The 22,837-nt window shown below is 70.6% G+C and carries 22 protein-coding genes; 16 read left to right on the forward strand and 6 right to left on the reverse strand.

The annotated features are described in order from the left end of the window. Positions 1-44 precede the first annotated feature (44 nt). A complete protein-coding gene (locus tag ACQPY0_RS15230) occupies positions 45-731 on the reverse strand; it encodes a response regulator transcription factor (protein ID WP_432989175.1) in 687 nt (228 codons plus the stop codon). Between the two features lie 114 nt (positions 732-845). On the opposite strand from ACQPY0_RS15230, the gene ACQPY0_RS15235 reads away from it, so the two are divergent. After that, positions 846-1,478, forward strand: a complete 633-nt coding sequence (locus tag ACQPY0_RS15235) for a phosphatase PAP2 family protein (protein WP_432989177.1) — start codon at positions 846-848, stop codon at positions 1,476-1,478. A gap of 848 nt (positions 1,479-2,326) precedes the next feature. After that, positions 2,327-2,668 (forward strand): phospholipase A2, encoded by a 342-nt coding sequence (locus ACQPY0_RS15240; protein ID WP_432995247.1) that lies wholly within the window; start codon positions 2,327-2,329, stop codon positions 2,666-2,668. Between the two features lie 1,050 nt (positions 2,669-3,718). Here ACQPY0_RS15240 and ACQPY0_RS15245 read toward each other — a convergent pair. From ACQPY0_RS15245 to ACQPY0_RS15265, 5 genes are all read right to left on the reverse strand, one after another. After that, positions 3,719-4,132, reverse strand: a complete 414-nt coding sequence (locus ACQPY0_RS15245; RefSeq protein WP_432989179.1) for a hypothetical protein — start codon at positions 4,130-4,132, stop codon at positions 3,719-3,721. A gap of 24 nt (positions 4,133-4,156) precedes the next feature. Then, positions 4,157-5,551: a PIG-L family deacetylase gene (locus tag ACQPY0_RS15250; RefSeq protein WP_432989181.1), complete on the reverse strand. Its 1,395-nt coding sequence runs from the start codon at positions 5,549-5,551 to the stop codon at positions 4,157-4,159. Then, entirely contained in the window at positions 5,548-6,699 is a 1,152-nt protein-coding gene (locus ACQPY0_RS15255) for a glycosyltransferase family 4 protein (protein WP_432989183.1), read from the reverse strand. The genes ACQPY0_RS15250 and ACQPY0_RS15255 overlap by 4 nt, the downstream gene beginning before the upstream one ends. Positions 6,700-6,746: 47 nt before the next feature. Continuing rightward, the gene (locus ACQPY0_RS15260) at positions 6,747-7,793 is read right to left on the reverse strand and encodes a lysylphosphatidylglycerol synthase domain-containing protein (protein WP_432989185.1); all 1,047 of its coding nucleotides are present in this window, start codon (positions 7,791-7,793) and stop codon (positions 6,747-6,749) included. A 276-nt stretch (positions 7,794-8,069) separates the two neighbouring features. Next, complete coding sequence (locus tag ACQPY0_RS15265; protein ID WP_432995249.1) at positions 8,070-8,501, reverse strand: Lrp/AsnC family transcriptional regulator; 432 nt, start codon at positions 8,499-8,501, stop codon at positions 8,070-8,072. Positions 8,502-8,620: 119 nt separating this feature from the next. On the opposite strand from ACQPY0_RS15265, the gene ACQPY0_RS15270 reads away from it, so the two are divergent. The 14 genes from ACQPY0_RS15270 (at position 8,621) to ACQPY0_RS15335 (ending at position 22,833) form a co-directional block, all read left to right on the forward strand. Further along, on the forward strand, positions 8,621-9,433 hold the full coding sequence (locus ACQPY0_RS15270; protein ID WP_432989187.1) for a tryptophan 2,3-dioxygenase: 813 nt from the start codon (positions 8,621-8,623) through the stop codon (positions 9,431-9,433). Continuing rightward, positions 9,433-10,650 carry a kynureninase gene (kynU, locus tag ACQPY0_RS15275; RefSeq protein WP_432989189.1) on the forward strand — a complete coding sequence of 406 codons (1,218 nt, stop codon included), beginning with the start codon at positions 9,433-9,435 and terminating at the stop codon, positions 10,648-10,650. Before ACQPY0_RS15270 ends, kynU begins: the two co-directional genes overlap by 1 nt. After that, complete coding sequence (locus ACQPY0_RS15280; protein WP_432989191.1) at positions 10,647-11,984, forward strand: FAD-dependent oxidoreductase; 1,338 nt, start codon at positions 10,647-10,649, stop codon at positions 11,982-11,984. The genes kynU and ACQPY0_RS15280 overlap by 4 nt, the downstream gene beginning before the upstream one ends. Next, on the forward strand, positions 11,981-13,435 hold the full coding sequence (locus ACQPY0_RS15285) for a 2-hydroxymuconic semialdehyde dehydrogenase (protein WP_432989193.1): 1,455 nt from the start codon (positions 11,981-11,983) through the stop codon (positions 13,433-13,435). The genes ACQPY0_RS15280 and ACQPY0_RS15285 overlap by 4 nt, the downstream gene beginning before the upstream one ends. A gap of 289 nt (positions 13,436-13,724) precedes the next feature. Beyond that, complete coding sequence (locus tag ACQPY0_RS15290) at positions 13,725-14,525, forward strand: 2-keto-4-pentenoate hydratase (RefSeq protein WP_432989195.1); 801 nt, start codon at positions 13,725-13,727, stop codon at positions 14,523-14,525. Further along, positions 14,522-15,403, forward strand: coding sequence for an acetaldehyde dehydrogenase (acetylating) (locus tag ACQPY0_RS15295; protein ID WP_432989197.1), 882 nt, complete (start codon positions 14,522-14,524; stop codon positions 15,401-15,403). Before ACQPY0_RS15290 ends, ACQPY0_RS15295 begins: the two co-directional genes overlap by 4 nt. Continuing rightward, on the forward strand, positions 15,400-16,413 hold the full coding sequence (dmpG, locus tag ACQPY0_RS15300; RefSeq protein WP_432989198.1) for a 4-hydroxy-2-oxovalerate aldolase: 1,014 nt from the start codon (positions 15,400-15,402) through the stop codon (positions 16,411-16,413). The genes ACQPY0_RS15295 and dmpG overlap by 4 nt, the downstream gene beginning before the upstream one ends. Next, on the forward strand, positions 16,410-17,132 hold the full coding sequence (locus ACQPY0_RS15305) for a 2-keto-4-pentenoate hydratase (protein ID WP_432989200.1): 723 nt from the start codon (positions 16,410-16,412) through the stop codon (positions 17,130-17,132). Before dmpG ends, ACQPY0_RS15305 begins: the two co-directional genes overlap by 4 nt. Next, complete coding sequence (locus ACQPY0_RS15310) at positions 17,132-17,560, forward strand: RidA family protein (protein ID WP_432995251.1); 429 nt, start codon at positions 17,132-17,134, stop codon at positions 17,558-17,560. Before ACQPY0_RS15305 ends, ACQPY0_RS15310 begins: the two co-directional genes overlap by 1 nt. Further along, positions 17,553-18,071 (forward strand): 3-hydroxyanthranilate 3,4-dioxygenase, encoded by a 519-nt coding sequence (locus ACQPY0_RS15315; protein ID WP_432989202.1) that lies wholly within the window; start codon positions 17,553-17,555, stop codon positions 18,069-18,071. Before ACQPY0_RS15310 ends, ACQPY0_RS15315 begins: the two co-directional genes overlap by 8 nt. Next, positions 18,068-19,060, forward strand: coding sequence for an amidohydrolase family protein (locus ACQPY0_RS15320; RefSeq protein WP_432989204.1), 993 nt, complete (start codon positions 18,068-18,070; stop codon positions 19,058-19,060). The genes ACQPY0_RS15315 and ACQPY0_RS15320 overlap by 4 nt, the downstream gene beginning before the upstream one ends. Before the next feature lie 270 nt (positions 19,061-19,330). Further along, positions 19,331-20,965 (forward strand): ABC transporter substrate-binding protein, encoded by a 1,635-nt coding sequence (locus tag ACQPY0_RS15325; RefSeq protein ID WP_432989206.1) that lies wholly within the window; start codon positions 19,331-19,333, stop codon positions 20,963-20,965. Beyond that, positions 20,966-21,976 carry an ABC transporter permease gene (locus tag ACQPY0_RS15330; protein ID WP_432989208.1) on the forward strand — a complete coding sequence of 337 codons (1,011 nt, stop codon included), beginning with the start codon at positions 20,966-20,968 and terminating at the stop codon, positions 21,974-21,976. It begins immediately after the preceding gene. After that, positions 21,976-22,833 (forward strand): ABC transporter permease, encoded by an 858-nt coding sequence (locus ACQPY0_RS15335; protein ID WP_432989210.1) that lies wholly within the window; start codon positions 21,976-21,978, stop codon positions 22,831-22,833. Before ACQPY0_RS15330 ends, ACQPY0_RS15335 begins: the two co-directional genes overlap by 1 nt. Positions 22,834-22,837: the final 4 nt, after the last annotated feature.

Raw genomic sequence — 22,837 nt, forward strand, 5'->3', positions numbered from 1 at the left:
CATGGCCCATCGAGCATCATCGCATGGCCCCGTAGCGCGATCGTTCAGCCGCCCTCGGGGTCGAGGCGGTAGCCGGCGCCGCGGACCGTGCGGATGGCGGTCCGGCCGTACGGGTGGTCGATCTTCTTGCGCAGGTAGCCGACGTAGACCTCGACGATGTTCGGGTCGCCGTCGAAGTGGGCGTCCCACACGTTCTCGATGATGGCCGTGCGGCTGAGCACGTCGCCGGGGTGGCGCAGCAGGAACTCCAGCAGCGCGAACTCCCGCGCCGTGACCCCGATCTCGTCCGCGCCGCGGGTGACGCGCCGCTGCACCGGGTCCAGGCGCAGGTCGCCGGCGCTGAGCACCACCGGCCGCTGCGGGGCCCCGCGCCGGATCAGTGCCCGCAGCCGGGCCACCAGCACCACGAACGAGAACGGCTTGGTGAGGTAGTCGTCGGCGCCGAGGTCGAAGGCGTCGGCCTGGTCGTACTCTCCGTCCTTGGCCGTGAGCATCAGCACCGGCGTCCAGATCTCGCCCTCGCGCAGGCGCCGGCACACCTCGTACCCGCTCAGCCCCGGCAGCATGATGTCGAGCACGATCGCGTCGTACGCCCCGTAGGGCGTCTCGGTCGCCGCCCACAGCCCGTCCACGCCGGTGTGCACGAGGTCGACGGTGAAGCCCTCGCCCCTGAGCCCGTCGCGGATCGTCTCGGCGAGGTTCACCTCGTCCTCGACCACGAGTAACCGCATGTTCACCACCTCCCCGTGCGCATGACACCCACGGTCACACGCCGAAGCTGAATCAATCCTGAGGATGACGGGTGTTTCAGCCGTCTTTCAGCCCCGCCGGGCGAGCATGATCGTGTGCGTCCGCCGCTGCGTGCCCTCACCGTCGCCGCGTCGGCCCTGGTGCTGCTCTGCGCCCTGGTCGCCGCCCGCACGCCGCCACTGATGCGCCTCGACGCCGCCGTCAGTTCCGCGGCGGGCCGGTTCGCGGCGGCGCACGGCTGGTGGCGTACGGCGATGACGGCCGTCACCCACACCGCCGACCCCGGCGTGGCGCAGACCCTGCTCGCCGTCGCGGTGGTCGCGCTGGCGGTCACGCGGCGCCGGCGCCTCGCGGCGTTCGCGGCCGCCGCGGCGCTGTTCGGCACCGGCGTGCGGCTGGCGCTGCTGCACCTGATCGCCCGCCCGCGCCCGGAGCACCGCCTGGTCGCCTCCGCCGGGTTCGCCTTCCCGTCCGGCCACACCACGTCCTCCGCGCTCGCCGCCGGCGTGCTGGTCGTGCTCGCCGTCACTCTGCTGCGCCCGGGCCCGTGGCGGCGGCTGGCGGTCGTCGCGGCGGTGGCGTGGACGGGTCTGGTGGGCGTGAGCCGGGTCGCACTGCTCGCGCACTGGCCCACCGATGTCCTCGGCGGCTGGCTGCTGGCCGCCACCGTCGTCATGGCGCTGTACGTCGCGCTGCGCGCAGTGGACGAGCGAGACCAGAAAGAGTAACACCTCGGCCCCGCTGCTGCCCGCCGATGAGGCCAAGCAGTGCTACTCAACCACGGTCATGGACTACTTCGAGATCGTGCACGAGATCCGCTCGAACGGCTCCTGCCGGTGCGGCAATAACCCGACGACCGACTGAACCCTAGAGGCTCATATTGACCAGTGTTGATTAATATCAGCCCGTCATGAGAGATGGCCAGCGGATAGACGGGTGACGGCTAGAGGCCAAACGCCGCCCACGGTGTGGCTTTTGGCACACGCGAAATCGAAGATTGCCTATATAGCGGCCCATCGCTATGGTGCTTGTTGTAGCGGATCCGCTGCATAGCGCAACGCTAGTCACCCAAAACACCGAAGACCACCACCCCAGGGATAGGCGGCCTTCGGTCTAACGGAAGGGACAAACCCTGCACATGGGGACGTGGAGACAGAGAGCATCAATCGTTGCGGCAACTACCTTCGTGGCGCTGTCCCTCTTTGGGGCTGGCGTGGCATCTGCGGCTTCCTCGGACAGCCCCGATGTTGTAATTGTCTCGACAATTCCCACTAATGGAATAGCTCCTATTAGAGTCCAATCGCAATCCGACCTCCACTCCTATCAGATTGCCGCAAATGTGCCAACTGGCGGAAGTCTTGCACCCACATCAGCTGGTACAACGGAGATCCACAGTACAGTTCTAGTCAAAGGCGCTGCGGGCGAAGTCGTGGGAGCCTATGACGAGCCCTTTGCTATCGATTCCCAGAATCACCTCGTGCCTGCGTCGTATCGCATCTCGGGCAACGCTCTGATCCAGAACGTTGAAACTGACGCTAACACGGAGTTCCCGCTGACAATTCTGTTCTCCGATTACATGCCGGTAACCACAGGCGCCAGTGGCCCGTTCCTGCCAGCGTCCTTCGTCTCAATTCCATCGAACTACGTCTACAACCCTTCGCTGGGAAATCTACACGATTATTGTACGTCGTCGCCCGACTCGTTCTTGAGCGCGGACTTTCGTGGCCCCTGCGCTCGCCACGATCTATGCTATGAGGCGCCAGGAAACCACAAGTCCGCATGTGACAATGCGCTACTTGCCGATCTCAACAGCAACTGCGACGACGCGTACGGAAGCCTAAACCCTGTAAGGTACGCGTGCAGGGAAACGGCGGCAGAGTACTGGGTTGCGGTGACCGCATTCGGAGACGACACCTAGCGGAATCGCGCCTGACACGGATCCATAACTTTGAACTATATGAGATGGGCCGAGTGGCTTCGGAGCAGTCCTCCGGAGCCACCTCTGCAATGAGCCAAGTTCTAGTTAGCAGTTCCGGCCGTAGGGGTGCGCGCGAGTTGGTGGCTCCCTCACGTGCACAGTAGGCTCGCCTGTAGTTGATGCTGGTTGATGCACGGAATGTTGGCTGCCGACCTAGGGCGGGTCCCTCAGTGCTTCTGCTCTCTAGCGGGCTCAGGCTGGACGAGGCGAGACACCAGACCTCTACTATCTGGATCTGCTGTGGTATACCTAGTGTTGAGTCGATGTATCACTCTCGGTAAGAGGTAGACAATGCAGCTCGTAAGGCTCGGTATCGGCATCAGCGTTCTCGGCGTTGTCGGAGCGATCATAAACTTGTGGGCAAGACATGCCTTTCCAACACGATGGGGCGGGCCAAACATCGGAGGAGGAATGTTGCAAATCCTCTTCTATATACTCGTTGCCGCTGGTGTAGTGCTGATTATTATTGGGATCGTCCGTCGACGCTCGTAGAACAACCGTCCGGATGCCGCGGGTGCGACCCGACCGCAACCTGACTCGCCTGGCCGCAACTGGTTCATCCGCCGCATCCAGTACGTCTTGGCCCAGGACGGCCAACTGTTCGTTTCAAATCCACACCAAGTTTCGTAGCCGCGACGAGGCCGCGAGGCTTGCCACTCCGTGATCGCCGCGGGCCGCCAGGCTTGCGACCGACCGCACATGCGATCCGCAGCCGGCGCCTGGCCGCGCGACACGCGGACCGCCCACGTCACCCAGCTGATCGGCGCACCCACGGACCGCGCATACGCCAGCACATCCTCGCTTGTCCACCAATCGGGGGGAGCTCATTGGTTACCTTGGCCGTCATAGGGACCGTGCGGCAGCTTCCGGTCAGGCAATCCGCCTGACCGGCCATTTCTGCGTCCACACCCCCGAGGCACCGCGGGGCGACGAGCACGCCCGCGTACGCCGCTCGGCAAGCGTACGGCGCCGATACGACACCGAGCCGCGTCACCCGTTGGCGACCAGGCGGAAGTGCGGCCAGCCGGGCGACAGCTCGGCGTCGACGGCGCGGACCCGGTCGAGCCACGGCCGGAGGCTCTGCTCGATGGCGCTCCTGGCGAACCCCATGAGCGTCATCTGCTTGTTCGGCCGCTCCGTGCGGATCAGCCGGACCATGGCGAGCACCTCGTCCCCGGTGGCGCCGACCTTCGAGGCGATCAGCTTCCGGGCCGAACGGTCCGCAGGCGTCTCGCCTTCGGGGTTCTTCGACTCTTCGAGCTTCTCGTCGTCGTCATCGTCCGTGCCCGTCGCGGCGCCGCTCGCGCCCGCGTGCGCGGAGGACGAAGAGGATTTTTCGTCATGGTTCTTCTGGTGATTGTTCGCCAGGGTTCTTTGTGTACCTTGGAACGTAGTGTCGACCAACCTATCCAGGATAGGGGTTCGCCCTCACCGCTGAGGCGGCTGGTGGAACCACTCGCGTCCGCACACGGCCCGGAACAGCGGCCCGGGCAGGCGGGCGAGCAGTGCGAGGGTGCGGATGCCGGTGCCGCCCTCGGCCTGGCTGGCGTGAGCCTTCATGGCCGCCCGTTTCTGCATCTGGTACCCCCTGACGTCGACCACATGCGTGATCTCCGCACGCGCGCTGAACACGCGCGAGGCGTCCCCGAGCGGCAGCCCCGGCACGAGCCGCCCGGCGAGCCCGAGCACGGCCAGCACCGGGCGCAGCACGGACCGGTCGACGGTAGCCTCGAGCAGGGGCGTGCCGGTGAGCGCGGCGGCGGCCCGGGCCACCCGGTGCACCTGCAGGTGGTCCGGATGCCCGTAGCCCCCGTTCGCGTCGTACCCGGTCACCAGGTCGGCCCGCTCCTCACGCAGAATCGCCGCGAGCCGCCCGGCCGCCTCTTGCACCGGCACGTCGGCGAAGCGCTGCCGGGCACTCACCGCGCCGGCGTCGAGCCCGGAGTCGGCATACCCGAGCGTCTCAACCCGAGCACACCCCAGCACCGCAGCCGCCGCAAGCAACTCCCGCCGCCGCCGCGCACCAAGCCGGTTGTCCGCCCCGACGTCCACCGCACCGCTCCCCACGCTCGGGTTCGCCGCGCCGCTCTCCACGCTCGGATTCGCCGCGCCGCTCTCCACGTTGACGTCCGCCGTGCCGCTCTCCACGCTCGCGTCCACCTTGCTCACGGTCGCGGCGGTTTCCCCGTCCCCGTCCCCGTCCCCGTCGCCGTGGGCAGGGGCATCCGTGTTTGCAGAGCCGGCTTCCCTGGGCGTGGCGGTTTCCCCGTTCGTGAGGCCCGCTTTTCCGGGCGTGGGGGCTGCCGTCTGGGTGAGGTTTGTTTGTTTGGGCGTGGCGGCTTCCCCGTTCGCGAGGCGCGTCTCGCCGGGCGTGGCGGATTCCGTGTTCGTGAGGTCAGCCTCTCCGTTCGTGAGGCCCGCTTCTCCGAGTGTGAGGGCTGCCGTTTGGGTGAGGTCCGTCTGCCTGGGCGTGGTGGCTTCCGCGTTCGTGGGGCCTGTTTGTCCGGGCGTGAGGGCTGCTGTCTGGGCGAGGTCCGTCTGCCTGGGCGTGGCCGATTCACTGTTCGTAGGGCGTGTCTCGCTGGGCGTGGGGGTTTCCGGGTTTGCGAGGCCTGCCTCGCCGAGCGTGGCGGTGACGAGCACGACGCGGTGGCCCTCGGCGGCGGCGCGGGCCAGGGTGCCGCCGGTCAGCAGCGTCTCGTCGTCCGGATGCGCGTGGAACGCCACAAGCGTGATTTTCCGCCCGTCAGGAGAAAAATCGTGAAATGTCCGGTGCGAAGCGCCGGACATTTCGGCATCCGCACCCCGGCGCGCCCGGCTCATGCCGCGTCGCTCAGCGGCGTGCGGCGGTCCGAGAAGGCGCCGGCCCGCCGGTAGAGGGCGTCCGCGGTCTCCAGCACCGTGTCCCACCGTACGCAAGGTGCCACCGTCCGATTGTGCCGCGCCACCTCCGCCGCTCGCGTGGGATCGTCCAGCAGCGAGCCCAGCGTCGTGCGCAGCTCCGTGTCCGAGTGCACCAGCCACCCCTCGACACCGTGCCGGATGAAGTCGGCGACGCCGCTGCCGGCCCGGGCCACGACCGGCAGTCCGGCACAGCGCGCCTCCAGGGCCGCGATGCCGAAGGACTCCCGGGGCGCCGGCGCGACGTACACGTCCGCGGCGGCGAGCAGGGCCCGGATCGACGTGCGGTCCAGGGCGCCCGTGAGATGGATGTCGGCCGCGGCGCCGGCGGCGGCGATCTCGCGGCGCAGGCCCGGCAGCAGGGGGCCGTCGCCGACCAGGACGGCGCGGAAGCGGCCCGGGTGCGTGGCGCGCAGGGCCAGCAGGGTGCGCAGCAGGGCCCGGGGGCGCTTGCGGCGGACCATCCGCATTACGCTGATGAGGGTCGGCACGTGGGTGGCGGGCAGCTCGGCGCGCTGGGTGGCCGGCAGCAGCCAGGCGGCCGGATCGATGCCGTTGGGCAGGACCGCGACCGGGGTGCCGTCGAGGGCGTCGCGCACCGCGCAGGCCGCGGCGCTGCTCACCGCCGCCCACTGCACGGGCCAGGCGGCGGCGTCACGCCAGCGGGCGAACCGGCGTACCAGCGGCAGGATGTCGTGCCACATCGAGTGCACCGAGACGACGGTCGGCGGGCCGCCGTGGGCGGACAGCCGGGCCGCCGTCCAGGCCAGGGGCGAGAATGCCGAGACGTGGGCGTGCACGGCGTCGATGCGGTGCGCCCGCAGCGTCTCGGCCAGGGCGCGCGCGCCGAAGGCGCGGTAGGGGCCGGCACCCAGTCCGGTGGTGTCGCGCCCGACGCGCAGCACGGGGACCTCGTCCGGGCCGGACTCCGCGGGCCAGCTCGGGGCCGTGGTGGTCAGCACGACCGTCTCGTGCCCGCCGCGGTACTGCCGGGCGGCGAGGTCGTGGACCTGCAGCTCGACGCCGCCGAGCCGGGGCAGGTACACGTCGGTGACATGGGCGATTCGCATGGGGCGGGTGGTCTCCTGAACGTCGCTGAGGTCGCTTCCGGAGCCGTTCACGTCGCGAGGCGGCGGCCGAGCAACCACAGCGCGGTGGCGAGGCCGCCGACCGGGATCTCGGCGACGAAGACGAAGGCGCGGTACAGCAGCACGCCGGCCAGGGCCCCGGTGGGGTCCGCCCCGAGCGCGATGAGGACCGCGATGGTGCCCGCCTCGACCAGACCCGCGCCGCCAGGGGTGATGGCGGCGAGGGTCAGCAGGCGTTCGGCGACGAGACCGGCGAGGATGACCGGCCACGGGAGGTACACGTGAATGGCCTTGAAACTGAGCCACAGCAGCGCGCCCTGCAGGACCCAGTAGCCGGCCATGCCCCAGCTGAGCTCGGCCCACCGGCGGCGCACGAGCCGGTCGGTGCCCTCCAGCAGCGCGGCGGTGGCGGCGCTCCAGCCGGGGTCGAGGTCTGGACGGCGGCGGCGCAGGCGCACCCACGCGCGCTCGGCCAGCGCGACCAGGCGCAGCAGCGGGGCGGCCCGGCCGAGCAGGGCGGCGACGACGAGGACGCCGGCGGCGGCGCAGACGGCCGCGCAGACCAGCCACAGCAAGCGGTGACCGAAAGGGCCGGCGTGGGCGAGCAGCAGGGCTGCGACGGCGACCAGTGGCATGATCAGCTTGGCGATGAGGTCCCAGGCCTTCGACACGACCACGAACCGGGCGAACTCCAGGCCGGTGTGGCCCCAGCCGCGGACCATGCCGAGGTTGAGCACCGTGCCCGCGACCCCGCCGAGCGGCAGCACGTTCGACACGGCGCTGCCGGACAGGTTGAGCGTGAGCGCTCGGCGGTGGCTCAAGCCCGGCAGGGAGGCGGTGAGCACGCTGGTGTGCACCACCAGGCCCAGCAGCCACACGACGCCCAGGCCGATCGGCCATCGCCAGCCGAGGTGGGCGATCATGTGCCAGGCCTGCGTCCAGGAGGCGCCGAGGCCGGCGAGGTGGACCGCCGACCAGGCCACCAGGGCGGTCCCGGCCACCAGCAGCGCCGCGCGGCGTCCGCGCCCCGACGCACCGGCCGGCGCCGGCTCGCGCAAGTCCCCCGTCCCGATCACGCAGTCCTCCCCGTGCGGCCACACCCCTGTCGAGTCGCCCAAGGTCGCATGCGGTTGCTGAAAGGACGCTGAAGAACGCCCTCAGACTGATTGTGACACCCGGGAGGGGTGGTATGCGGCGGAAACCGTGTGACCGTGACCGGTTTCGATCAGGCCTATTCCGATCTGGCCATTTCCGATCAGCCTTGTCGATGGGTCGTTGAAGCCCACTACGCCTCATGCCGGCGGGCCCGGGCGCCCCGACGGCCCGTTTCTGACTGGCAGGGTCGCCGAAAGCTACGGCGACAGGGGGCGCCAGCGCAGCGGGGTCGACAGGACCATGGTGCTGGACGGCTGACCGTACGGGGCCAAACGATCAATCGTGGACTCGAAGTCCTCCATCGACGCCGTCACGACCTTCAGTATCGAGCAGGCGTCGCCGGTCACGCGGTGGACCTCCATCACTTCCGGCCACTGCAGCACATCGGGATCGCGCAGCACGCAACGCGGGCCGTAGCACGACATCGTGATCAGTGCGACGACGTGCCGACCGGCCTTGGCCGGGTCGACGTGTGCGTGGTAGCCGGTGATCACCCCGGCGGTCTCCATACGGCGAACCCGCTCGGCGACCGCCGGGGGTGAGAGGTGGACCCGGCGGGACAGTTCGGAGTAGGAAAGCCGGCCGTCATCCTGCAGTTCGCGCAGCAGCGCCCAGTCCATGCTGTCCACGGACACCTTCCGTTCGAAAAGTCGAGCAGGCGGGACGGTTTCCATCCCGCACGTGAGCAGCGTAAACGACCGTTGATCCACTCTTTCGCGGAGGTGGGTCACCGTACCAGGATTGAGGTGTGAGCGGTCCGATTCTCGACTTCCCCGAACAGGTCCCGTACGACGCGTACGTCCATGCCGGCGTGCTGCACTCGCTGCAGCAGCCGCTGACCAAGGACCCCGGCGAAATGTCGTTCCTCATGGTCAGCCAGGTGATGGAGCTGTGGTTCGGGCTGGCATGCCACGAACTGCGCGACACCCAGCGGCTCCTGCGTGAGGACGACGTGTGGGGTGCCCTCGCCCCGCTGCGGCGCATCAAGCTGCATCTGGAAGGCCTCGTCGCCGCCTGGAACGGGCTGCGCTGGATGACGCCGACCGACTTCAACCGGTTCCGCGGGCAGCTCGGCGAAGCCTCGGGCTTCCAGTCGGCGATGTACCGCCACCTGGAGTTCCTGCTCGGGCTCAAGAGCGAGGCGCTGATCCGGCCGTTCAAGCGGCAGGCCGAGCTGCACCAGGACCTGACCGCCGCCCTGGCCGCGCCGAGCGTGTGGGACGACGTCACCGCGACGCTCGCCCGCCGCGGCTTCGAGATCCCCGGCGAGGTGCTGGAGCGCGACTTCACGCGCGAATACGAGCCGTCGCCGCAGGTCGAGCGGGCCTGGGTGCAGATCTACCACGACGATCGCGGCGACAACCCGCTCTACGCGCTCGGCGAGGCGCTGACCGACGTCGCCGAGGCGTTCGGCGACTGGCGATACAAGCACCTGACCGCCGTACAACGGACAATGGGCAACAAGCCCGGCAGCGGCGGCTCCTCCGGCGCGGCCTGGCTGACCCGCAGCATGACGCGGATCGTCTTCCCCGAGCTGTGGTCGGCCCGGACGGTGATCTGATGGAGCTCGCAGAAGAGGAGGCCCGGCGGCTCGACGCCGGCGACCCGGGGCATCGGGAGCTGTTCCTCGTGCCACCCGCCGAGGGCGGCAACCACCCCGAGACCGCGTACCTGGCCGGCAACTCGCTCGGCCTGCAGCCCCGCGCCGTGCGGCACGAGCTGCTCGAGGAGCTCGACGCGTGGGCGCGCCTCGGCGTGGAGGGCCACCTGGAGGCCGACCGGCCGTGGCTGCCGTACCACGAGCTGCTGCGCGAGCCGGCCGCCCGCCTGGTCGGCGCGCTGCCGGCCGAGACGGTGGTGATGAACTCGCTGACCGTCAACCTGCACCTGCTGATGGTCTCGTTCTACCGGCCACGGGGCGCGCGGACGCTGATCGTCGTGGAGGACACGGCGTTCCCGTCGGACAGCTACGCGGTGCGCAGCCAGGCCGCCTTCCACGGCTACGATCCGGACGAAACCGTGGTCCGCACGAACGACCCGCTGGCGACGATCCACGAGCACGGCGACCGCATCGCGCTGGTCATGCTGGGCGGGGTCAACTACCTCACCGGCGAGCTGATGGACATCCCCGGCATCACGGCGGCGGGGCACGCGGCCGGCGCGGTCGTCGGGTGGGACCTGGCGCACGCGGCCGGCAACGTCCCGCTGCGGCTGCACGAGTGGGGCGTCGACTTCGCGGCGTGGTGCTCGTACAAGTACCTCAACAGCGGGCCGGGGGCGGTGGCGGGCGCGTTCGTGCACGAGCGGCACGCCGGCGCCGCGCTGCCGCGGTTCGAGGGCTGGTGGAGCACCGAGCCGGCGACCCGGTTCGAGATGGCGCCGGTGTCGCGGCCGCCGCGGACCGCCGACGCGTGGCAGGTGTCCAACCCGCCGATCCTGGCGATGAGCCCGGTGCGCACGTCCCTGGAGCTGTTCGACAAGGTGGGCATGGCGCAGCTGCGGGCACGCAGCGAGCGGCTCACCGCGTACCTGCAGTCGCTGCTGGACCCGATCGGCGTCGAGGTCGTGACGCCGCGCGACCCGGCCCGGCGCGGCTGCCAGCTGTCGCTGCGCGTCGCCGACGCGGGCGGGCTGAGCAAGACCCTGCGGCACCGGCACGGGGTGATCGCCGACAGCCGCGAGCCCGACATCGTCCGGCTCGCGCCGGTGCCGCTGTATTCGACGTACCACGACTGCTGGCGGGCCGCCGCCGCGCTCGCGCACGAGGTGGGGGTATGAGCAGTCTCTCTGGCCGTGAGCCCACTCATGTCGCCGTGGTCGGCGCCGGGCTCACCGGCAGCCTGCTCGCCTGTTTCCTGGCCCGGCGCGGGCACACCGTGACCGTGTACGAGCGCCGCCCCGACCCGCGCACCACCGGGGCGGAGCGCGGCCGGTCGATCAACCTGGCGCTGTCGGAGCGGGGCATCGACGCGCTGCGGCGGATCGGCCTGCACGAGCGGGTGCTCGTCGACGCGCTGCCGATGCGCGGGCGGATGATCCATCCGGTCGCCGGCGAGCTGGACTTCCAGCAGTACAGCCTCGACGGGCAGCGGGCGATCAACTCGATCAGCCGGGGCGCGCTCAACAACGCGCTGCTCGACGCGGCCGCCGCCACCCCCGGGGTGAGCATCGTCTTCGAGCACCGGCTGACCGGTCTCGACCCGCTGGTGTTCGCGACGCCGGACGGCGAGGCGCAGGCGAGCGCCGACGTCGTCATCGGCGCCGACGGGGCGGGCAGCGCCGTACGCGGCCAGCTGCTCGGCATGGGCCTGCTGGACGAGTCGGTCGACTTCCTCGACTACGGCTACAAGGAGCTGACGATCGCGCCGGGCCCGGACGGCGACTTCGCCCTGGACCCGGATGCGCTGCACATCTGGCCGCGCGGCACGTCGATGATGATCGCGCTGCCCAATCCCGACAAGACGTTCACCTGCACGCTGTTCTGGCCCAACGGCGGCACGTCGAGCTTCGCCTCGCTGGGCAGCCCGGCCGCGATCGAGCGGCACTTCCGGGCGGTCTACCCGGACGTGGTACCGCTGATGCCGAACCTGGTCGACGACTACCGGCTCAACCCGGTCGGCCTGCTCGGCACGGTCCGCTGCGGGCCGTGGCAGGCGGCGACGCCGGGCGGCCTGGTCGGCCTGATCGGCGACGCGGCGCACGCGATCGTGCCGTTCTACGGGCAGGGCGCCAACTGCGGGTTCGAGGACTGTGTCGTGCTCGACCGGATGCTCGACGAGACCGGCGACGACTTCGCCGCCGCGCTGCCGCTGTTCGAGGCCCGCCGCCGCGACGACGTCGAGGCGATCGCGACGATGGCCCTGGCCAACTTCGTGGAGATGCGGGACAAGGTGGCCTCGCCGGTGTTCCAGCTCGGCAAGAAGATCGAGCACGCGCTGGAACGCGCGCTGCCCGGCCGATACGTCTCCCGCTACGAGCTGGTCTCGTTCAGCACCACGCCCTACGCGCAGGTGCGGGACCGGGTGCGCCGGCAGCACCAGGTGCTCGGGGCGCTCGGGGTGCTCGCGTTCGGTGCGCTCAGCGCCGCCGTCGTCAAGGGGTGGCGGCGATGACACTGCGGCACTTCGTCGGCGGGCGGTTCGTCGCCACCGGCCGGACGTTCCCGAAGCTCAGCCCGGTCACCGGCGACCTCGTCACGCAGGTGTGCGAGGCGGAGGAGTCCACTGTGGACGCGGCGGTGGCCGCGGCTCGGGCGGCCGTTCGCGGCCCGTGGGGGCGCACCAGCGAACTGGAGCGCGCCGCCGTGCTGCGCCGGATCGCCGACGAGCTGGAGCGGCGCTTCGACGACCTGGTCGCCGCCGAGGTCGCCGACACCGGCAAGCCGATCAGCCAGGCGCGCACGCTGGACATCCCGCGTGGCGCGGCCAACTTCCGGGCGTTCGCCGACATCGTCGCCGCCGCCCCGGCCGAGTCGTTCACCACCGTCACCCCGGCCGGGGGGCGCGCTCTCAACTACGCGGTGCGCAAGCCGGTCGGCGTGGTCGCGATCGTCGTGCCGTGGAACCTGCCGCTGCTGCTGCTGACCTGGAAGGTGGCCCCGGCGCTCGCCTGCGGCAACGCGGTCGTGGTCAAACCCTCCGAGGAGACACCCTCCTCGGCGACCGTACTCGCCGAGGTCATGGCCGCCGCCGGCGTGCCCGACGGCGTCTTCAACCTCGTGCACGGCTTCGGGCCGGACTCGGCGGGGGAGTTCCTCACCCGCCACCCGCACGTCGACGCGATCACGTTCACCGGCGAGTCCGCGACCGGCTCGGCGATCATGCGGGCCGCCGCCGACGGGGTGAAGGCCGTCTCGTTCGAGCTCGGCGGCAAGAACGCCGGCCTGGTGTTCGCCGACACCGACCTCGACGCGGCCGTCGCCGGCTCGGTGCGCTCCAGCTTCACCAACGGCGGCCAGGTGTGCCTGTGCACCGAGCGGCTGTACGTGCAGCGCCCGATCTTCGACGAGTTCGTCGCCCGGCTGGGCACGGCGGCGTCCGCCCTGGCCTGGGGATGGCCGCAGGACGAGGGCACCGGCACGATGCCGCTGATCTCCAAGCAGCACCGCGAGAAGGTGCTCGGCTACTACGACCTCGCCCGCAAGGAGGGCGCGACCGTGGTGACCGGCGGCGGGGTGCCGGAGTTCGGCGACGCCCGCGACGGTGGCGCGTACGTCCAGCCGACCGTGCTCGTCGGCCTCCCGCCGGACGCCCGCACCAACCGCGAGGAGGTCTTCGGGCCGCTCTGCCACGTCGCGCCGTTCGACACCGAGGAGGAGGCGTTCGCGCTGGCCAACGACAGCGACTACGGCCTCGCCGCGACCGTGTGGACCCGCGACGTCGGCCGGGCGCACCGGGCCGGCCTCGCGCTGGACGCCGGGCTGGTCTGGATCAACACCTGGTTCCTGCGCGACCTGCGCTCGCCGTTCGGCGGGGTCAAGGCCTCCGGCATCGGCCGCGAGGGCGGCATCCACTCGCTCAACTTCTACTCCGAGCTCACCAACGTCTGTGTGGATCTTTCATGACCAGTCCGGAGCGAAGCGGCGCCTGGTCTGGGTCGATCACCGCGAAGCCTTATCGAGCCAGACTGGGCGGCGCCTGGTCTGGGTCGATCACCGCGAAGCCTTATCGAGCCAGACTGGGCGGAGGGGCTGGTCATCAGGGGCTCAGGTGCCAGTCATGCCGGAGCCGGAGCGAAGCGGCGCCTGGTCTGGGTCGATCCTCGCGAAGCCTTATCGAGCCAGACTGGGCGGCGCCTGGTCTGGGTCGATCCTCGCGAAGCCTTATCGAGCCAGACTGGGCGGAGGTTTGGGCATGACCGATGTGCAGAAGGCGGCCGAGGCGCTGCTGGCCGCCTACGAGACGGGCACCCCGATCCCGCCGCTGCGCGGGACGGTGCTGCCGGAGGGCGACGTCGCCACGGCGTACGCCGTCCAGCGGGCCCAGGCCGAGCGCTGGGAGGCCGCCGGGCGGCGGCCGGTCGGCGCGAAGATCGGCCTGACCTCGCCCGCCGTGCAGAACTCGTTCGGCGTCTTCCAACCGGACTTCGGCGTGCTGTACGCCGACATGGCCGTGCCCGACGACGCCCCGATCCCGGCCGGCAAGCTGCTGCAGCCGCGCGTGGAGGTCGAGGTCGCGTTCGTGCTCGGCCGCGACCTGCCGCACGAGCAGATCACCGTCGTCGACGTCATCCGGGCCACCGAGTACCTGCTGCCGGCGATCGAGGTCGTCGACTCGCGCATCGCCGGCTGGGATATCTCCATTGTGGACACCGTGGCCGACAACGCCTCCAGCGGCCTGTTCGTGCTCGGCACCGCGCCGCGCCGCCTGGCCGACGTCGACCTGCGGCTGTGCGGGGCCGTGCTGGAGCATGCCGGCGAGCCGGTGTCGGTCGGCGCGGGCGCGGCCTGCCTGGGCAACCCGGTGCACGCGGTCGCCTGGCTGGCCACCACGCTGGCCGCCGCCGGTCGCCCGCTGCGGGCCGGCGATCTCGTGCTCTCCGGCGCGCTCGGCCCGATGGTGCCGGTGCCCGTGACGGCCGCGGGACCGGTGTACGAGGCGAGAGTCTCAGGGCTCGGGTCGGTCCGAGCCGTATTCGAAGGGAGCGCGCGATGACCGTCGGCGTAGCGGTCGTCGGGTCGGGCAACATCGGCACCGACCTGATGATCAAGGTACTGCGGCTGTCCCAGTCGCTCTCGATGGTCGCGATGGCGGGCATCGACCCGGACTCCGACGGGCTCGCCCGGGCCCGGCGGCTCGGCGTCGCCACGACCGCGGCCGGCGTCGACGGCCTGGTCGCCATGCCCGAGTTCGCCGACGTGCGGATCGTCCTCGACGCGACCAGCGCCGGCGCCCACCGGCACAACAACGAGGTGCTGCAGGCGCACGGCCGCCGGGTCGTCGACCTCACGCCCGCCGCGATCGGGCCGTACGTCGTGCCCCCGGTCAACCTCGACGAGCACCTCGCCGCGCCCAACGTCAACCTCGTGACGTGCGGCGGGCAGGCGACCGTGCCGATCGTCGCCGCGGTCCGCGCGGTGAGCCCGGTCGCCTACGCCGAGATCGTCGCCTCGATCGCCTCGAAGTCGGCCGGCCCCGGCACCCGGGCCAACATCGACGAGTTCACCGTCACCACCGCCCGCGCGCTGGAGGTCGTCGGCGGCGCCGCCCGGGGCAAGGCGATCATCGTGCTCAACCCGGCCGACCCGCCGCTGCTGATGCGCGACACCGTGTACTGCGTCTGCCCGGACCGCGACGCCGACCGGACCGCGATCGCCGCGTCCGTCGAGGCGATGGTCAAGACGGTCGCCGGTTACGTGCCCGGCTACCGCCTCAAGCAGGAGGTCCAGTTCTCCGCCGACCCCGAGGGGCTGCTCGTGACCGTGTTCCTCGAGGTCTCCGGCGCTGGGCACTACCTGCCCGCCTACGCCGGCAACCTCGACATCATGACCTCCGCCGCGCTCCAGGTTGCCGAGAGGATGGCAGCTGCATGAGCGAGCGTTTGTACATCCAGGACGTGACGCTGCGCGACGGCATGCACGCCATCGCGCACCGGTACACCGTCGAGCAGGTGCGCACGATCACCGCCGCGCTCGACGCGGCCGGGGTCGACGCCATCGAGGTCGCGCACGGCGACGGCCTGGCCGGGTCGAGCGTCAACTACGGCCGCGGCGCCGCCACCGACGCCGAGTGGATCGCGGCGGCCGCCGAGGCGATCACCAACGCGAGGCTGACCACGCTGCTGCTGCCCGGGATCGGCACCATCGCCGACCTCAAGCAGGCCCGGGACCTCGGGGTCACCAGCGTGCGGATCGCCACCCACTGCACGGAGGCCGACATCGCCGCCCAGCACATCGGCTGGGCGCGGGAGAACGGCATGGACGTCTCCGGCTTCCTGATGATGTCGCACATGAACCCACCGGCGGCGCTGGCCGAGCAGGCCAGGCTGATGGAGTCCTACGGCGCGCACTGCGTCTACGTCACCGACTCCGGCGGCCGGCTGCTCATGCATGACGTCGCCGAGCGGGTCGACGCCTACCGCCAGGTGCTCGACCCGGCCACCCAGATCGGCATCCACGCCCACCACAACCTGTCCTTCGGCGTCGCCAACAGCGTCGTCGCCGTCGAGCACGGCACCGTACGGGTCGACGCCTCCCTCGCCGGGCAGGGCGCCGGAGCCGGCAACGCGCCGCTGGAGGTGTTCGTCGCGGTCGCCGACCTGATGGGCTGGGAGCACGGCTGCGACACGTTCGCGCTCATGGACGCGGCCGAGGACCTGGTGCGGCCGCTGCAGGACCGTCCCGTGCGGGTCGACCGGGAGACGCTCTCGCTGGGCTACGCCGGGGTCTACTCCAGCTTCCTGCGCCACGCCGAGCGGGCCTCGGAACGCTTCGGCGTGGACGTGCGGGACATCCTGGTGGAGCTCGGCCGCCGGCGGATGGTCGGCGGCCAGGAGGACATGATCGTCGACGTCGCCCTCGATCTGGTGAAGGAGCGTTCATGAGCCTGGCAGAGCGGCTTGATGAGGCCCAGCGGACCCGCACGGCCATTCCTCAGGTGGTCTCGCAGAGCGGCGCCGACGCCGACGAGGCGTACCGCATCCAGGAGGCGCTCGTGGCGCGGCGGGTGAGCCGCGGCGAGCGGCTCGTCGGCCTCAAGCTGGGCCTGACCAGCCGGGCCAAGATGGCGCAGGTCGGCGTCGACCACGTGATCTGGGGCCGGCTCACCGACGCGATGCGGATCGAGGACGGCGGCACGGTCGACGCCAGTCGATACATCCACCCCCGGGTCGAGCCCGAGGTGGCGTTCCGCCTCGACGCGACCGGCGCCGCCACCGCCGTCGCGCCCGCGCTGGAGCTGATCGACTCCCGCTACGCCGACTTCAAGTTCATGCTGCCCGACGTGATCGCCGACAACACCTCGGCGGCCGGGTTCGTCGTCGGCGCCTGGCAGCCGCTGCCGGCCGGCCTTTCCAACCTGGGCGTGCTGCTGGAGGTCGACGGGCGGGTCACCCAGGTCGGATCCACGGCCGCCATCCTGGGCGATCCCCGCCGGGCCCTCACGGCCGCGGCCACGCTGGCCTCCTCGGCAGGTGTACCGCTGGAGGACGGCTGGGTCCTGCTCGCCGGAGCCGCGACGGCGGCGGTGCCCCTGGCGCCCGGTGCGCACGTGCGCGCGGTCGTCGAGGGCCTGGGCACCGCCTCCCTGCGGGCGCTGTCGTGATCGTCGAGGGCGCGGCCCGGCCGCGCGGCCGGTTCCCGCACGTGAAGGTCGCGGGCGGGTTCGCGTTCGTCTCCGGCACGTCGTCGCGCCGGCCCGACAACACCATCGCCGGGGCGTCGGTGGACGCGATGGGCACGACGAGCCTCGACATCCGCGAGCAGACGCGGGCCGTGCTGCACAACGTCGACGGCATCCTCGCCGCGGTCGGCGCGTCGCTCGCCGACGTGGTGCAGGTGACGACGTACCTCGTGAACATGAACGACTTCGGCGGCTACAACGAGGTCTACGGCGAGTTCTTCGACGAGGCCGGCCCGGCCCGCACCACCGTGGCGGTGCACCAGCTGCCGCACCCGCACCTGCTGATCGAGATCCAGGCCGTCGCGCTGATCCCCCGTTCCAGCGCCCCAGTGGAGGTCGGAAATGACTGACATGTCCCCGGTGAGCTTTCCCGACTGGCTCGCCGAGAACCAGCACCTGCTCAAGCCGCCGGTCGGCAACAAGCAGCTGTTCCCGACCGGGTCGGATTTCATCGTGATGGTCGTCGGCGGGCCCAACCAGCGCACCGACTTCCACGTGGACCCGTACGAGGAGTTCTTCTACCAGATCAAGGGCAACATGCACCTCAACGTCATCACGCCCGACGGCCCCGACACGGTCCACATCAGCGAGGGCGGGATGTGGCTGCTGCCCGGCAACATGCCCCACTCGCCGCAGCGCGAGGCCGGCTCGATCGGCATCGTGCTGGAGCGGGTGCGCGAGGAGGGGACCCTGGAGAAGTTCCAGTGGTACTGCCCGTCGTGCGGGAACAAGGTGCACGAGGTCGAACTGCAGGTGCGCGACATCGTGGTCGACCTGCCGGCGGTGTTCCAGGCATTCTACGAGGACGAGCAGGCCCGGACCTGCACCCAGTGCGGCACCGTCCACCCGGGTAAAGGATGAGGATCGACGTCCACACCCATCTGGTGCCGTTGGGGTGGCCGGACCTCGCGGCCGAGTGTGGCGGCACCGGGTGGCCGTGGCTGCGTGTCGACTCCGAGCGCGCGGCGATGATCATGGTGGGGTCGACCGAGTTCCGGCCGATCGGTCCGTCGGCGTGGGACGCGTCGACGCGCCTGGCGGACATGGGCGCCGACGGCGTGGACCTGCAGGTGATCTCCCCGACGCCGGTGTTCTTCTCCTACGACCGCCCGGCCGGCCAGGCGGTCAAGGTCGCCCGGATCTTCAACGACCTGACGCTGAAGCTGGCCGCCGAGGGCGCGGGGCGGTTCGTGCCGTTCTGCCAGGTGCCGCTGCAGGACCCGGACGCGGCCTGCGCCGAGCTTGACCGTTGCCTGGCCAACGGGCACGTCGGCGTCGAGATCGGCAACCATGTCGGCGAGCGTGACCTCGACGATCCGGGCATCGTGTCGTTTCTGCAGCACTGCGCGGCGGTCGGCGCGCCGGTGTTCGTACACCCGTGGGACATGCCGGCCGGTCCGCGCCTGGACCGGTGGATGGCCCGCTGGCTGACCGGTATGCCGGCCGAGACCCACCTGTCGATCGTGGCGATGATTCTCGGCGGTGTCTTCGACGCCGTGCCGCCGTCGCTGCGGATCTGCTTCGCGCACGGCGGCGGCAGCTTCGCCTTCTGGCTCGGCCGGGCCGAGAACGCCTGGCAGCGCCGCGGCGACGTGGTCCGGGGCCGCTCGGTCCACCCGCCGTCGCACTACGTCGACCGCTTTTCGGTCGACTCCGTCGTGTTCGACCCGGCTGCCCTGCGGCTGCTGGTCGAGACGCTGGGGGAGGACCGGGTCATGGTCGGCAGCGACTACCCGTACCCGCTGGGCGAGCGCCCCGTCGGTGCGGTGGTCGACCGGGCCGGCTTCCTGAGTGAGGCCCAGCGCGCGAAGCTGCTGGGCGACAACGCGCTGCGGTTCCTCGGGCGCTGAGCGCGGGCCCGCGAGCGGGCCGAACACCGCCAGGTGAACACCGGGCCGTGCGACGACGTCGTCGCACGGCCCGGTCCTGTTTCCCGGCCGCTCAGACCGCGGTTTCGTGCCTGTGAAATCCCGTGAACAAACCTGCTCGGAGGCATCCCCCGTACGGCCGGACAGTGCCGCCATGAGCAGTATCTTTCCTGTTCACTACGGGACGTGTCTTGTTCACCGAACTCGCGCCTGATAGAACATCGAGCAGGTCGGGCTAACAGAGGAGTGAACATGGCAGACTCTCCCCTTCTCTCCCGCCGCTCCGTACTTCAGCTCGGCGGCGTGGGCGCGCTTCTGCTCGCCACCGGCGCCTGCGCGAGCGGCAGCAAGAACAACCCTTCGTCGTCGGCCTCCGGCGGCGCCAAGTCGTCGACCCTGAAGATTGCGGTGTCCAGCTACATCAGCAGCTGGGACCAGGACTTCGTCGGCTTCGACCTGACCGCCCTGATGCTGTACAAGAACGTCTTCCCATACATGATCGACTACGGCGTGAAGACCGCCGGCGGCAGCAAGATCCTCGACACCGAGAACATCATGCCGACGTTCGCCGAGTCCTTCGAGCCGGACGCCGAGAAGAAGGTGTGGACGCTCAAGCTGCGCAAGGGCGTCAAGTTCCCCAGCGGCAACGAGCTCAAGGCCGCCGACGTGAAGTGGTCGAAGGACCGGGCGTTCGCCGCCAAGGCCAACGTCGCCGGCATCTACCGCACGATCGGCCTCACCAAGCCCGAGCAGGTCGTCGTGGTCGACGACTACACGGTCGAGTTCCACCAGGAGTTCCCGAGCGCGCTGAGCAGGCAGATCCAGGCCATCTCGCTCTACGTCTTCGACTCGGTCGAGGCGAAGAAGCACGCCACCGACGCGGACCCGTGGGCCAAGGAGTGGTTCGCCAAGAACCCGCCCACCGGCGGCTACTTCAACGTCACCAAGGCCACCCAGGGCCAGGAGATCGAGCTCACCGCGAACGACGCCTACCCGGGCCCGGACCCGGCCAAGACCAAGACGATCCGCATCTCGGTCGTGCCGGCCGCCGCCAACCAGCGGCTGCAGCTGCAGGCCGGGGACATCGACATCGCGCTGGGCGCGAGCCCGCGCGACATCAAGGACCTCAAGAGCGCCGCCGGCGTCACGGTGCTCTCGGCGGCCAGCAACTCGCAGATCGCCATCCAGATGTCCACGACCACCGCGCCGTTCAACGACGTCAACGTGCGCAAGGCGCTGGCCTACGCCACGCCGTACGAGCAGATCATCAAGAATGTGTACGGCGGCGACGCCCGGCCGACGAAGAGCATCGTGCCGCTGGACATGCCGGGGTACTCCGAGAAGGGGTACCCGTACACGTACGACATCGACAAGGCCAAGGCGGCGCTCGCCGCGTCGGGCAAGACGTCGATCACCTCGGAGCTGGTCTTCCAGGCCGACAACGACGAGCAGCAGCAGATCGCGGTGCTGGTGCAGAGCGAGGCCCGCAAGGCCGGCATCGAGCTCAAGCTGACCCCGCTCGACCCGGCGACGCTCGCCGACCGGCGCGGGAAGAAGAACATCCCGCTGCAGATCACCTCGGGCCAGCTGTGGGTCAACGACGTCGAGTACATGCTGGCGACGAGCTTCGTGCAGGGCGCCAACCTCAACTACGCCAACTACACCAACCCGAAGATCGAGCAGATCTACCAGCAGTCGCACACCACCGTGGACACCAGCGCGCGCAACCAGCTCTGGGCGCAGGTGCAGGACATCATGGCCGAGGACGTGCCGTGGGTCGTGATCTGCCAGCCCAACTTCAACCTGCCGGTGCGCAAGTCGGTGTCCGGCTGGGTGCAGCCGATGGACGGCCTGGCCCGGCTGCGCTACCTGGGTGCGTCGGCGTAGATGCGCGTCCTCCGGTTCGTCGCCCGCCGGCTGCTCCAGCTCATTCCGGTCCTGCTCGGGGTGGTCGTGCTGACATTCCTGCTGGTCCGGGTGCTGCCCGGTGACCCGATCCGGACCATCCTCGGGCCCAACGCGACCGCCGCCGACGAGGCGGCGGCGCGGGCCCGCTTCGGCCTCGACCGGCCGCTGTGGCGGCAGTTCACCGACTACCTCGGCGGCCTGGTCACCGGGGACTTCGGCACGTCGATCCAGAGTGGACAGTCGGTCGGCGGCGAGATGGCGCTGCGGATCGGTCCCACGATGGAGCTGGTCGTGCTGGCGGTGGCGGTCGCCGTGGTGATCGCCACCGTCGTGGGCCTGTGGTCGGCCCGGCACGCGAACCGGGCCGGCGACCACGGCATCCGGGTGCTCGCGCTGATCGGCAACTCGATGCCGGAGTTCTGGCTCGGCCTGGTGCTGATCCTCGTCGGCTATGCGGGCCTGGGCTGGTTCCCGGCGCCCAGCGGCCGCGTCGACCCGGACACCGACCTCACCCCGATCACCGGCGCTGACGCGCTCGACGCCCTGCTGACCGGCAACATGCCGGCGCTGACCTCGGCACTCGCGCACCTGGCGCTGCCGGTGCTCACGCTGGTCATCGTGATCGTGGCCCCGCTACTGCGCAGCGTGCGCGCGTCGGCGCTGGAGGTGCTGCGGTCCGAGCCCTACGCGGCCGCCGAGGCCCACGGGCTGCCCGGCCGGCTGCTGCGCCGCGGCTACCTGGTGCGGGCGGCCCTGGTACGCCTGCCGTCGCTGGCCGCCCTCGTCTTCGGCTTCGCGATCGGCTCGACGGTGCTCATCGAGTACGTCTACTCCTGGCAGGGCTTCGGTCAGTGGGCGCTGCGCGGCCTGCTCTACCGCGACTACCCGGTGGTGCAGGCCTCGGTGCTGGTGATCGCGTTCTGCTACGTCGTGGTGTTCCTGATCGCCGACGTCGTGCACGCCATGCTCGACCCGAGGGTGAGGATCTGATGTCGTTGCTGCGCACCGGCCGCCGCCGGGAAGGCCGCGACGGCCGCTTCGGCACCGTCCTGGTGGCCACCGGCGCCGGGATCCTGGCCGTCGTAGCGCTGGCCGTGCTGCTCGGCCCGCTGCTCACCTCGTGGGGGCCGAACGAGATCGACGGGGCCGGCCTCACCCTCGCCGAGCCCGGCGGCGCGCACCTGTTCGGCACCGACGTCAACGGCATGGACGTGTGGAGCCGGCTGCTGTACGCGGGCCGCGTCGACCTCGGCATCGCGGTCGCCGCGGTCGCCGTCGCCGTCGTGCTGGGCAGTGTCCTCGGCGTGATCGCCGGCTACTTCGGCGGCTGGCTCGACGACGTGCTGATGCGCCTCACCGACATCTTCCAGGCGTTCCCCACGTTCATCCTCGCGCTCGCCGTCGCCGCCCTGCTGGGCAGCGGGCCGCTCAACCTGACCGTGGCAATCGCGCTGGTGAACGCGCCGGCCTACGCCCGTCTGGTGCGCGCCGAGGTCCGTACGATCCGCGACCTGACCTACGTCGACGCCGCGCGTACCTCGGGTGCCTCGACGATCGGGCTGCTGTGGCGGCACGTGCTGCCCAACAGCATCACGCCGGTGCGGGTGATCGCCCCGCTCAACTGCGGCTGGGCGATGCTCACCCTGGCCGGCCTGTCCTTCCTCGGGCTGGGCATCCCGGTGCCCGACGCCGAGTGGGGCGCCATGATCAGCCTCGGCACCGGCGACGTGGTCGCCGGCCGGTGGTGGACCTCGGTGCCACCCGGCATCGCACTGCTCGTCTGCGTCCTGGGCTTCAGCCTGCTCGGCGAGGGCCTGCAGGAGCGCGCCGACCGGGTCCGACGGTGAGGAG

Origin of the sequence: Dactylosporangium sp. CA-233914 (assembly GCF_050942935.1) — a bacterium.
GTDB lineage: Bacteria > Actinomycetota > Actinomycetes > Mycobacteriales > Micromonosporaceae > Dactylosporangium.

Bases quoted from the DNA above. Each gene is read 5' to 3' on its own strand.
- ACQPY0_RS15230 (WP_432989175.1), bottom strand. From the start codon at position 731: ATGCGGTTACTCGTGGTCGAGGACGAGGTGAACCTCGCCGAGACGATC.
- ACQPY0_RS15240 (WP_432995247.1), top strand. From the start codon at position 2,327: ATGCCGGTAACCACAGGCGCCAGTGGCCCGTTCCTGCCAGCGTCCTTC.
- ACQPY0_RS15250 (WP_432989181.1), bottom strand. From the start codon at position 5,551: ATGAGCCGGGCGCGCCGGGGTGCGGATGCCGAAATGTCCGGCGCTTCG.
- ACQPY0_RS15255 (WP_432989183.1), bottom strand. From the start codon at position 6,699: ATGCGAATCGCCCATGTCACCGACGTGTACCTGCCCCGGCTCGGCGGC.
- kynU (WP_432989189.1), top strand. From the start codon at position 9,433: ATGGAGCTCGCAGAAGAGGAGGCCCGGCGGCTCGACGCCGGCGACCCG.
- ACQPY0_RS15280 (WP_432989191.1), top strand. From the start codon at position 10,647: ATGAGCAGTCTCTCTGGCCGTGAGCCCACTCATGTCGCCGTGGTCGGC.
- ACQPY0_RS15285 (WP_432989193.1), top strand. From the start codon at position 11,981: ATGACACTGCGGCACTTCGTCGGCGGGCGGTTCGTCGCCACCGGCCGG.
- ACQPY0_RS15290 (WP_432989195.1), top strand. From the start codon at position 13,725: ATGACCGATGTGCAGAAGGCGGCCGAGGCGCTGCTGGCCGCCTACGAG.
- ACQPY0_RS15295 (WP_432989197.1), top strand. From the start codon at position 14,522: ATGACCGTCGGCGTAGCGGTCGTCGGGTCGGGCAACATCGGCACCGAC.
- dmpG (WP_432989198.1), top strand. From the start codon at position 15,400: ATGAGCGAGCGTTTGTACATCCAGGACGTGACGCTGCGCGACGGCATG.
- ACQPY0_RS15305 (WP_432989200.1), top strand. From the start codon at position 16,410: ATGAGCCTGGCAGAGCGGCTTGATGAGGCCCAGCGGACCCGCACGGCC.
- ACQPY0_RS15315 (WP_432989202.1), top strand. From the start codon at position 17,553: ATGACTGACATGTCCCCGGTGAGCTTTCCCGACTGGCTCGCCGAGAAC.
- ACQPY0_RS15320 (WP_432989204.1), top strand. From the start codon at position 18,068: ATGAGGATCGACGTCCACACCCATCTGGTGCCGTTGGGGTGGCCGGAC.
- ACQPY0_RS15325 (WP_432989206.1), top strand. From the start codon at position 19,331: ATGGCAGACTCTCCCCTTCTCTCCCGCCGCTCCGTACTTCAGCTCGGC.
- ACQPY0_RS15330 (WP_432989208.1), top strand. From the start codon at position 20,966: ATGCGCGTCCTCCGGTTCGTCGCCCGCCGGCTGCTCCAGCTCATTCCG.
- ACQPY0_RS15335 (WP_432989210.1), top strand. From the start codon at position 21,976: ATGTCGTTGCTGCGCACCGGCCGCCGCCGGGAAGGCCGCGACGGCCGC.